Origin of the sequence: Nocardioides sp. (assembly GCF_036274455.1) — a bacterium.
Lineage (GTDB): Bacteria > Actinomycetota > Actinomycetes > Propionibacteriales > Nocardioidaceae > Nocardioides.
Window position 1 is genome coordinate 1 of the sequence record NZ_DASUFR010000093.1, and the last position, 10,573, is coordinate 10,573.

The 10,573-nt window shown below is 71.0% G+C and carries 9 protein-coding genes and 1 pseudogene; 4 read left to right on the forward strand and 6 right to left on the reverse strand.

Features of this window, described 5'->3' with window-relative positions; all coding sequences use genetic code 11:
- Together VFV89_RS09155 and VFV89_RS09160 are read left to right on the forward strand one after the other, a co-directional pair.
- A pseudogene (locus VFV89_RS09155) lies at positions 1 to 313 on the forward strand (LPS biosynthesis choline kinase); the annotation flags it as partial.
- A complete protein-coding gene (locus VFV89_RS09160; protein WP_329705622.1) occupies positions 310 to 2,691 on the forward strand; it encodes an FAD-dependent oxidoreductase in 2,382 nt (793 codons plus the stop codon). The pseudogene VFV89_RS09155 and the gene VFV89_RS09160, both read left to right, overlap by 4 nt.
- Positions 2,692 to 2,706: 15 nt before the next feature.
- On the opposite strand, the gene VFV89_RS09165 is transcribed toward VFV89_RS09160, so the two are convergent.
- Both VFV89_RS09165 and VFV89_RS09170 read right to left on the reverse strand, forming a co-directional pair.
- On the reverse strand, positions 2,707 to 3,387 hold the full coding sequence (locus VFV89_RS09165; RefSeq protein ID WP_329705623.1) for a response regulator transcription factor: 681 nt from the start codon (positions 3,385 to 3,387) through the stop codon (positions 2,707 to 2,709).
- Positions 3,336 to 4,580 (reverse strand): sensor histidine kinase, encoded by a 1,245-nt coding sequence (locus tag VFV89_RS09170; protein WP_329705624.1) that lies wholly within the window; start codon positions 4,578 to 4,580, stop codon positions 3,336 to 3,338. Before VFV89_RS09170 ends, VFV89_RS09165 begins: the two co-directional genes overlap by 52 nt.
- Before the next feature lie 107 nt (positions 4,581 to 4,687).
- Between VFV89_RS09170 and VFV89_RS09175 the strand changes: the two genes are divergently transcribed.
- Both VFV89_RS09175 and VFV89_RS09180 read left to right on the forward strand, forming a co-directional pair.
- Entirely contained in the window at positions 4,688 to 5,875 is a 1,188-nt protein-coding gene (locus VFV89_RS09175) for a DUF3995 domain-containing protein (RefSeq protein WP_329705625.1), read from the forward strand.
- Between the two features lie 9 nt (positions 5,876 to 5,884).
- Entirely contained in the window at positions 5,885 to 6,616 is a 732-nt protein-coding gene (locus VFV89_RS09180) for an MgtC/SapB family protein (protein WP_329705626.1), read from the forward strand.
- Positions 6,617 to 6,711: 95 nt separating this feature from the next.
- Here VFV89_RS09180 and VFV89_RS09185 read toward each other — a convergent pair whose 3' ends face one another.
- From VFV89_RS09185 to VFV89_RS09200, 4 genes are all read right to left on the reverse strand, one after another.
- The gene (locus VFV89_RS09185; protein WP_329705627.1) at positions 6,712 to 6,918 is read right to left on the reverse strand and encodes a hypothetical protein; all 207 of its coding nucleotides are present in this window, start codon (positions 6,916 to 6,918) and stop codon (positions 6,712 to 6,714) included.
- Between the two features lie 289 nt (positions 6,919 to 7,207).
- A complete protein-coding gene (locus VFV89_RS09190) occupies positions 7,208 to 8,434 on the reverse strand; it encodes a hypothetical protein (protein ID WP_329705628.1) in 1,227 nt (408 codons plus the stop codon).
- Between the two features lie 56 nt (positions 8,435 to 8,490).
- Positions 8,491 to 8,640, reverse strand: a complete 150-nt coding sequence (locus VFV89_RS09195; protein WP_329705629.1) for a hypothetical protein — start codon at positions 8,638 to 8,640, stop codon at positions 8,491 to 8,493.
- Positions 8,641 to 8,914: 274 nt separating this feature from the next.
- On the reverse strand, positions 8,915 to 10,171 hold the full coding sequence (locus VFV89_RS09200; protein WP_329705630.1) for an IS256 family transposase: 1,257 nt from the start codon (positions 10,169 to 10,171) through the stop codon (positions 8,915 to 8,917).
- Positions 10,172 to 10,573 lie beyond the last annotated feature (402 nt).

Genomic DNA, 10,573 nt, shown 5'->3' on the forward strand with positions numbered 1-10,573 from the left:
CGCCTGCTTCGAGCTCGGCAACACCTCGACCGAATGCGACTTCACCCCGGAGATGACCGCGGCCTGGACCGAGGCCTACTTCGGCACCGCGACCCGCGCCGACCTGGCCCGAGTGCGGCTGCAGGCGCTGTGCAGCCAGTACGGCTGGGCGCTGTGGGGCTTCATCCAGGCGGCCACCAGCCCGATCGACTACGACTTCCACTCGTGGGGGATGGAGCGGTTCGACAAGGCCGAGGCCACCTTCCGCGGGCCGGACTTCGGGCGGCTGCTCGACGAGGTGACCACCGGTGATCCACCTCGAGGAGACACGTGACCGCGCTGCCTTCCCGTGCCGAGATCGTCGTCGTCGGCGGGGGAGTGATCGGCGCGTCCGTCGCCTACCACCTCGCCAAGCTCGGGAGGACCGACGTGCTGCTCGTGGAGCAGGGCCACCTGTCCGGAGGTACGACGTGGCACGCGGCCGGCCTGGTCGGGCCGCTGCGGGCCACGGAGAGCGGGACCCGGCTGGTGCAGTACTCCGCCGAGCTCTACGGCTCGCTCGAGGCGGAGACCGGGCTCGCCACGGGCTACAAGGGCTGCGGCGGGCTGGTGCTGGCCCGCACCCCGGAGCGGCTGGTCCAGCTCCGGCGCACGGCGGCCAACGGAGCGGCGTACGACATGGAGTGCGAGGTGGTCACCCCGCAGCGCGCCCAGGAGCTGTGGCCGGTGATGCAGGTCGACGACCTCACCGGAGCGCTGTGGCTCCCGGGCGACGGCACGGTCAACCCGACCGACCTCACCCAGTCGCTGGCCAAGGGTGCCCGGCTCCGCGGTGCCCGGGTCGTCGAGCAGGTGCGCGTGACCGGCTTCGAGATGGACGGCCGCCGCGTCACCTCGGTGCGCACCGACCGGGGCGACGTCGAGTGCGACGTGGTCGTGAACTGCGCAGGCCAGTGGGCGGCGCAGGTCGGCGCGCTGGCCGGCGTCACCGTCCCGCTCCACTCCTGCGAGCACTTCTACGTCGTCACCGAGGCGATCGACGGCGTCCGCCCCGACCTCCCGATCATGCGCGACCAGGACGGCTGGACCTACTTCAAGGAGGAGGTCGGCGGCCTCGTGGTGGGTGGCTTCGAGCCGACCGCGAAGCCGTGGCGGTCGCCGGACGACATCCCCTACCCGTTCGAGTTCCAGCTCCTCGGCGAGGACTGGGAGCACTTCGCGATCCTGATGGACGAGGCGCTGCACCGCATCCCGGTGCTGGCCGAGACCGGGATCCGCAAGTTCTACGACGGCCCGGAGTCGTTCACGCCGGACAACCAGTTCCTGCTCGGGCGGGCTCCCGAGGTCGACAACTTCTTCGTCGGCGCCGGCTTCAACTCGGTCGGGATCGCATCCGCCGGTGGGGCGGGCCTGGCCCTCGCCGAGTGGGTGGTCGAGGACGAGCCGACCAGCGACCTCACCGGCGTGGACATCCGCCGGTTCGCACCGTTCAACGCCGACCCCGGGTTCCTGCGCGACCGGGTGGTCGAGGTGCTCGGCCTGCACTACGCGGTGCCGTGGCCGAACCGCGAGCCGGAGACCGCCCGGGACGTGCGTCTATCGCCCCTGCACGAGCGGCTCGCGGCGAAGGGCGCGGTCTTCGGGACCAAGAACGGGTGGGAGCGACCGCTGTTCTTCGGCGTGGAGCGGCTGGACTACTCCTGGGACAAGCCCACCTGGCTCCCTGCCTCGGCCGCGGAGCAGCGGGCGTGCCGCACCGGCGTCGCGGTCTTCGACCAGACCTCGTTCTCCAAGTACGCCGTCAGCGGCCCGACCGCGCTGGAGGCGCTCCAGTGGGTGTGCGCGGCCGACGTCGACGTACCGCTCGGCCACGTCGTCTACACACCCTGGCTCAACGAGCGCGGCAGCTACGAGGCCGACGTGACCGTGACCCGGGACGGGCCGGACCGCTTCTGGGTCGTCTCGTCCTCGGCGACGACGGTCCGCGACCTCGACTGGCTCAGACGCAACGGCGGGATCGAGGCCGAGGACGTCACCGACGGCTACTCGGTGATCGGGGTGATGGGCCCGGCCGCCGCGGGGCTGCTCGGCTGGTCGCTCGACGACTTCCCGTTCGCGACCTCCCGCACGATGACCGTCGCCGGTGTCGAGGTCCGCGCCACCCGGATGACCTATGTCGGCGAGCCCGGCTGGGAGCTGACCCTCCCGGTCGACCACGCGCTCGCGGTCTACGACTTCGTCTCTGCGGGCGGCGCCGTCGACGCGGGCTACAACGCGCTGGAGTCGCTGCGGCTCGAGAAGGGCTACCGCGCCTTCCCGCGGGACATCTCGCCCGACTACACGCCCGCCGAGGCCGGGCTGCTCTTCGCCACCGCCCTGAAGGGGGACAAGCCGTTCCTCGGACGAGCGGCGCTCGAGGCCCAGCGCGAGCGGTTCGCCGCGGGCGGCCCCCGCCGCAGGCTGGTGTCGTTCGTGCTCGAGGACCCCGACCCGATGCTCTGGGGCGGAGAGCTGCTGCTCCGCGACGGCCACCCCGCCGGCCAGGTCACCAGCGCCGCATGGGGCGAGACCGTCGAGGCCTCGGTCGGGTTCGCCTACCTGCGCTCGGACGGCCCGGTCACGTCCGAGTCGCTGGCGTCGGGCCGGTTCGAGGTGGACGTGGCGGGCGAGCGGTTCGGCGTCCGGCTCTCGCTCAAGGCACCCCTGGCCTGACTGCTGGCCACGCCCCTAGTCGAGGATGCCGGCCTCGTAGCACCGAACCACCAGCTCCGTGCGGTGCCGGGACCCGGACTTGGCCAGCAGGGAGCGCAGGTGGCTCTTGACGGTCTCCACCGACACCACCAGCGACTCGGCGACCTCGGCGTTGGTCTGGCCGCGGGCCACGTGGCCGAGGACGTCGCGTTCCCGTGCGGTGAGCCGGCGAGTCCAGGCGGGCTCGGCCGGCGTACGACGAGTGACCGCGACCCGTCGGATCGCGTCGGGGAAGACCAGGGAGTCGGTGCGGGCAACCGTACGCACCGCAGCCAGCAGCTCCTCGGGCCGTGCCCGCTTCAGCACGAAGCCCCGGGCGCCGGCCAACAGCGCGTCGTGCACGGCGTCGTCGCTCTCGAAGGTGGTGATCACCACCACGGCCGGGCCGTCCGGCCGCTCGGCCAGGCGGGTGGTCGCCGAGATGCCGTCGACCCGGGGCATCCGCACGTCCATCAGCACCACGTCGGGCCGGCTCTGCGCCACCAACGCCGGCACGTCGAGCCCGTCGGCGCCCTGGCCCACCACCTCGATGTCGGGTTCGAGGTCGAGGATCGCAGCGAGACCCGAACGCACCAGGTCGTCGTCGTCGACCACGACCAGCCGGATCACCTCGTCGCTTCCGGCCGGCGGATCGGCAGCCTTGCGGTCAGCAGCCACGAGTCACCCCCCTCCGGCCCGGCGGAGAGCTCGCCCTCGCCGAGCAGCACGCGCTCGTGCAGGCCGCCCAGGCCGGACCGCTCCGGTGCCGTCCGTCCGCGGCCGCCGACCGGGTTGCGGACCTCGATCCACAAGGACTGCTCGTCGGCGTGCAGCCGGAGCGTCGCCGATCCCGTGCCGTGGCGGGTGGCGTTGGTCAGCGCTTCGCGGATCACCGCCTGTGCGGTGTCGGCACAGCCATGGTCGACCAGCAACGCCGCTGGGGCGCGGAGCTGCACGGTCAGCGACGACTCGTGGACGAGCGCCCGGGCCGTGGTGACAACGTCCACGGGCCCACGCCCGAGCTCGGCTCCGGGCTGCGCTCCGTCGCGCAAGGTGCGCACCACGTCGTCGACGTCGTCCTGTGCCCTCCGCCCCAGGTCTTCCACCGCGGCCATGGCGCGCGCTGCCGCCTGCGGGTCGGTGGCGAGCAGCCGGCGCGCGGCGGTGGCCTGCACGGTCATGGCGGTCAGGGTGTGCCCGAGCCGGTCGTGCAGGTCGCGGGCCACCGCGTTGGCGCGGGCCAGCGCCCGCTCCCGCTCGGCCGCGATGCCGACCCGTTCGGTGAGCGTCGGACCGAGCACGCGCGGCGCCAGGACGACCAGGAGGCGGCTGGCCGCGCCCACGACGGCAAGACACGCCACGAGCGCGAGCAGGCCGGGAGCGACCAGCCAGACGGCGTGCCAGCCGGCGCCGGTGTGGCTGGTCCTCCCGATGAGCGGCCAGGTCGTGGTGCTCTCGCCGGACAGCGGGAATGCGACCAGCTCGAGCCCGAACGGCACCAGGTAGAGGATCGCCGCTCCGACCACGAGCCCGACGCCGACGAGCAGCGCCAGCCAGGCCGCGCCGCGGCGTCGTGACGGCCCGGCGCGGGGACGGCGTACGTCGGGAAGTGCTGTGTCGTCGTGGTCGAGCAGCGCCCTGGCCGTCGACACCTCCACCTGGCGCACCGGCGGCAGCAGCGAGGCCCACACGACCACGGCCAGGAAGGCGATCCCCAGCAGGGTCAGCAGCCACATGTTGAGTGTGCTCTGGTCCTGGACGGCCATCGAGGCGCCGATCATGGCGGCCGCGCCGACCAGCGGCAGGCAGAGCGCGACCGCGAGGAACACGTGTGCGACACCGCCCCACACCGATGCCACCGAGCGCCTCACCATCTCAGCCTCACACGCGCTGCCCGCAGCAAACACCCTCGATCGAGGGAGCCGGTTCCCTCCGCAGGGGGATGGCCACCGGCCGTGCCGGGGCCAACGTTGAGCTCGTGACCATCTCGACCACGATGACAGCCCGGGAGGCGCCGGCTCCGGACGGGGGCGCCGACGAGGACCCCCGGGGCACCACCCGCGCGGCGTACACGGCACTGGGATGGGTGGTGCTGTTCTTCGCCTTCCACGTCTACTGGTACCTGGGCGGGAGCTTCGCGAGCCCCGGCGACCTGCCCCCGCTGAACGAGCGACCGAACCGCCTCGAGACTCACGCCGGCGTGCACTCGCTCGTCGCGTGGACGGTCAACCTCGTCGTGGACGGCGCCTGGCCGCTGGGTGCGCTGGTCTGCCTGGCCCTCGCCCGAGGATGGGCACGGGGACGGCTCGCGCGACCCACGCAGGCCCTCGTCGGGCTCGGCTGCGTGGTGCTGCTCCTGCGCGGCGGCGCCGGGATCCTCGACGACGTGACCCGCGCGACTGGGCTCCTGCCGAACGGAGTCACCGGACTCTCGCTCGAGGACACGACAGGCCATGCCCACCTCCGATGGGCCGACTGGGCGATCGACGGGTACTTCCTGGCCGGCGGGATCATCTTCTTGCTCCTCGCGGTCCGCCTCCGCGCGCAACGGGTCCACTCACGCCCTCGTCGCGTCGGTGGCCATGCCAGTCACGGCCTACCCGACGACACTGCGCCGCCCCTCGCGCCCCCGCCACAGCGGCCGGCGCCTCGATGGGCCGAACGTCTGGCCCACGCGATCCCGCTTCTTGTCCTGCCCTCGAGCCTGTGGCGCCTTGCCGTCGCGTTCGGCTTCCCCATGGGCATGCTGAACGACGCCGGGGAGCTCGACGCCGTGCGCGGCTGGCCCGCGGTCTACGTAGCCGCGATCACCCTCGTGTCCGAAGCAGTCGCTCTGACCGCGTTCGGACTGGTCCGCCCGCTCGGGGAGGAGGTCCCGCGGTGGCTGCCGATCTTCGGCGGCCGGGCGGTTCGACCGAGGTCCGTGATCGTTGCCGCCACGGTCGGTTCTGTCGCGCTGATGCTGATCTGGACGGCGGGGTTCTGGGAGGTCTGGACGACCGGCCGACCGGGCGCCATGGCCAGCCCGGCCTGGGCGGCCGTCTTCACCATCTGCTACGCACCCTTGAACCTCTGGGGCCCGGCTCTGCTCACGCTGACCTGGGCCTACCGTCGCCGTACCAGCTGGAGCGAGCGCCGGGCGGCACGGTGGGTGCCTGCGCCCTAAGGTGGGGAGATGGTCTCGGAGGAGATCTGGGAGCCGATCGGCCAGGGCTGGCAGCAGGTCGGCGAGCTCGCGCTGGCCTTCGTGCTGTCGTCGCTGATCGGGCTGGAGCGCGAGTTCCGGCAGAAGAGCGCCGGCCTGCGCACCCACACGCTGGTCGGCGTCGGTGCGGCGCTGTTCATGCTGGTGTCGAAGTACGGCTTCACCGATGTGGTCGGCGACCGCCTCGGCGCCGACGTCTCCTTCGATCCGTCGAGGGTGGCTGCCCAGGTCGTCTCCGGTATCGGCTTCATCGGCGGTGGGCTGATCTTCGTGCGCCGCGACGTGGTCAGCGGCCTGACCACTGCGGCGTCGATCTGGCTGACGGCCGCGGTCGGCATGGCGGCCGGTGCCGGCCTGCCGCTGTTGGCGCTGCTGGCGACGGCGGCGTTCTTCGTCGCGGTCCCCGGCTACACGGCGCTGTTCCGCCACCTGCCGCGCTCGGCCCACGCACCGAGCGGGCTGTGGGTGGAGTACCGCGACGGCGAAGGAGTGCTGCGGGGCGTGCTCGCGGAGGTGACCCGCCGTGGGTTCGCGGTGCATCACCTCTCGACGCACAGACGCGACGACGTCGAGCGTCCCACCGTCACGGTGCGACTCGAGGTGAGCGGCCGTGGGGACACCGCCACCCTGGCGGCAGACCTGGGGGATGTGAGGGGCGTCCTTGGAGTCACCGCCGAGGACGTCAACGTCAGCCGCGAGTAGCCTTTGGGGGAGCCACTACTGGGGATGACAGGCGTGCCCACCCGACGTCTGGGGCGGCCGCCATGCCGCCATCTGAGAGCGTCTGAGGGGCGGTTCTAGCCCTCCGACACGCGCCGCTTGAGTAGAGCGATCGGGTGAACGAACCTGAAGCCACCGGCACCCCATGTCGACACCATTCCGACGGCTTCCCATCCTCCGGCGCCAAGCCTGTTCAGCTCACCGATGTCCTTCTCCACCTTCGTCAGATCAGTGATGCGGTACTCCCAACGGTCCATGGCGACTCCTTCGTCCACGATCAGCATCGCGCCGGGAGCATCGACCGCCCAGAGTCGTGAGTCATGCGGCTTGACCCCTGAGGGCCCTGGCGTTGGCAGCAGCGGGCGAGCTGTCTTCGGCGTGAACACCCGCACAGCGGCTGCTCGGGCGCCGAACCGCACGACGTGAGCGGACCCTATGCCGCCATACCGGACAGCGGTCGGGTCGGGCTCCGCCCGCACGGCGGCACAGTCGGGCGAACCTGGTCGGCCGTGTTGTCGACCCATCCGCTCGTGTAAACAAGATGGCCGAGTGTGCTGCACTCCACCGTCGAGGTCACGCCTTGGGCAATCCGAACCCTGCCTGGTCGGCGATGGCCAACTGGTAGGCCCAGTAGTCGCGAAGGTCCTCGACCCACTCCACCGGTATGGCAGCGTGCTCGATGCGGATCGTGGTCCAGGTTTCCGCGTCTCGCTTCGACTCGTCGAGTGAGATCGTCAACACCGAGTCGTCGGCCAGCACCTCGGCGCCTCGGGCGAACGGCGAGGGGCCGCGCTCGCCGACTCTTCGCACCCAGTTCCAGGTTCTGACGACTCTTCTTGGCTTGTCGAGCTCGACGAACCGGACGAGGACCGCGCCTCGCGAACCCGTGAGCTGGTCGGCGTGGTCATCGCTCCACGCCCAGGTCTCCTTACCGGGCTGCTCCACGACGAGACCAGGTCCGCTGAAGGACCAGGTGGGTGCTGGCAACCAGGCGTGGCTCCACGTGACCAGGTGGGCACACGGGTTGAACAGCCGGCGGCGAGTGCCGCGCATGGTGCGGCTCACCTCAACCGATCCCAATCGTCCCGATAACTCGCGGGCGCCGGATGCTTGGTCGACGTCGCGGCCGATTCGGTTAGCCGCGGCCAACCCCGACTCCCCTTCGGGAATGTGCAGCGGCGGAGGCAGGCCCGACCTCTGGGCTTGGGCCCAGGCACTGGTGAGTCGCACGATCTCGGGTTGGGCAAGCGCCTCGTCGGCTGCGGCAGGCCAGGCTTCGAGCAGCCACCACTCCACAGGGTCGTCTTCAGCGTCGCTTGGTTCGTCGGCCGGGTCCGGTACCGAGCGCCCACGAGTGCTCACCCGAGTGCGCCACTGTCCGGGCTCGTCGAGCCACGGTGCCGTGGGGTCGTTGTTCACCAGCTCGGTGACCACCACCGCGCCTTCCGTCGTGACCGTGAACTCCACGACGTCTTCCCAGCTCTGGTCCGGCGGTCCGGGGTGGCCCTCCAGCACCCGTGTGGTGACCTCGAACGGCCCCCACTGGTCGGCCGGAAGCAACCACAGCTCCCCATCGATACCCGGGGGATCGCTCACGACGGTGTTGTCGCCGAGCTCGCCGGCGACGCGGATGCTCTGCTCGCTCGAGGACCTGATGGCGATCGCACCTTCGTCTGAGCCAAGCATGACGTGTCGCTCGATCACTTCGAACCTCTCTGATGGCGTCGCCACGCGGAGGCTGGCGCGCACGTAGCAAACCAGACGCCCGTCACTGCGGCTTAGTTGGGCGGTGGCCCGCACGGCGGCATGGTCGGGCTCCGCCCGAACGGCGGCATGGTGGGGCGCGTGCCAATGACCTAGGACTGCTGGTCCGCCCGTCGACGGATGCGCAAAGCGACCAGCCCGAAGGCCGCCACGAGCACCAAGACGCCCAGACTCCCGAGGAAGCTCCAGACGAGCATCGCCAGAAGCGTGAGCAGGAGAAGGCAGACCAGGTATCCGCTCACCCGAGAGCCCTCACCACGCATAGCGAAACCGTGCTTCGGGTCCGACATCGGCAGGAGCGCGCGAGCAGCGGTACGGGTCGGGTGACTCGTCAGTCCATGTATGCGTTCTCGGCAAGGATGAGCCACCCATCACCGACGTTCGCCCGCTGAGTGGCGCAACCTGCGTCAGCGGGTCGTTGCTCTCTTTCAAGGCGAATGCCTGCGTTGAGTCAGCGGGGATGCGTTCGTGGTCAAGTCCCGTCAAGTGGTGTATGACGCGTGATCCTTCGTGAGGTCAGGCCGTGATGGCCTTCAGGTCGGGCACCTCCTCGCCGGTGTCGTTGGTGTGGATGATCGGGTCGGTGGCTGTGCGGCACTTGGCGAGGAGTTCGAGTCCGAGGTAGCGGCGGCCTTCGGCCCATTCGTCGTGCTGCTCGGCCAGGACGGCGCCGACCAGGCGGATGATCGAGGCCCGGTCGGGGAAGATGCCGACCACGTCGGTGCGGCGGCGGATCTCGCGGTTGAGCCGTTCGTTGGGGTTGTTGGACCAGATCTGGCGCCATACCTCGTAGGGGAAGGCGGTGAAGGCGAGGATGTCGGACCGGGCGGCCTCGAGGTGGTCGGCGACGGTGGGGAGCTTGCCGTCGAGGGCATCGAGGATGCGGTCGAACTGGGCGTGTACGGCCTCGGCGTCGGGCTGGTCATAGACGCTGTGCAGCAGCGCCTTGACCCAGCCCCAGCTGGCTTTGGGAGTGATGGCCATCAGGTTGGCGGCGTAGTGGGTGCGGCAGCGTTGCCAGGCCGCATCCGGCAGGGTCGCGGCGGTCGCCGCGACCAGCCCGGCGTGGGCGTCGCTGGTGACCAGGCGGACCCCGGTCAGGCCGCGGGCGGTCAGGTCACGGAAGAACGCCAGCCAGCCGGCGCCGTCCTCGCTGGTGGTGACCTGGATCCCGAGGATCTCGCGGTGCCCGTCGGCGTTGATCCCGGTCGCCACCAAGCAGTGCACCGGCACGACCCGGCCGCCCTCACGTACCTTGAGCACCAGCGCGTCAGCGGCCAGGAAGGTGAACGGCCCGGCGTCCGCGAGTGGTCGGGTGCGGAACTGTTCGACGTGGCCGTCGAGCTCCTTGGACATCTGGCTCACCTGCGACTTCGACAGGCCGGTCACACCCAGGGACTGGACCAGCTTGTTCATCCGTCGCGTCGAGACACCGAGCAGGTAGCAGGTGGCCACCACCGAGGTCAGCGCCTGCTCAGCCCGAGTCCTGCGTTCGAGCAGCCACTCGGGGAAGTACGAACCCTGACGGAGCTTGGGGATCGCCACATCCAGGGTCCCGGCACGGGTGTCGAAGTCGCGGTGTCGGTAGCCGTTCCTGCTGTTGACCCGCTCCGGGCTCCGCTCGCCGTACCCGGCGCCGCACACCGCGTCGGCCTCGGCGCTGAGCAGGGTGTTGATGAAGGTGCCGAGCAGCTCGCGCAGCAGATCAGGGCTCGCCTGGGCCAGCTGCTCCTCGAGCATCCGGGCAGGGTCGATACTGGGCGGGACGGTCATCGTGATGCTCCATTCGAGAGTGCTGTGGAAGGTTCACTCGAAGGATCACGCGGTGGCCGTCGTCGCCTTCGACGACACGCTCACCCGCTGTGCTCGTACACCACTCAACAGGACGTCACTCGCAGGCGCCGCGCAGCGGTGCCGAAGGCATCCTTGAGGGCGGGTTGCGGCGTGCTACGCGCGCGGCCGCCCAACCACGGATCAGTCACGAGAGCCGAAAATTCGGGCTCAGGAGGACTGGCTGGGCGGCGCGGACGGTGGCGTCGTCGGTGGCGCGGTCGGTGGCGCGGTCGGTGGCGCGGTCGGCGCGGGGGTCGGCTGGTCGGCGCCCGGTGGCGGGAGCTGCTGGAAGCCCGGCCCGCCGCCCCGGCCATGCCCGGGCCAGCCGGGGAAGCTGCCCGG

What these genes read in the sequence shown, in the direction of transcription:
- VFV89_RS09200 (WP_329705630.1), bottom strand. Translation starts at nt 10,171, where the DNA reads ATGACCGTCCCGCCCAGTATCGACCCTGCCCGGATGCTCGAGGAGCAG.
- VFV89_RS09185 (WP_329705627.1), bottom strand. Translation starts at nt 6,918, where the DNA reads ATGCTGATCGTGGACGAAGGAGTCGCCATGGACCGTTGGGAGTACCGC.
- VFV89_RS09180 (WP_329705626.1), top strand. Translation starts at nt 5,885, where the DNA reads ATGGTCTCGGAGGAGATCTGGGAGCCGATCGGCCAGGGCTGGCAGCAG.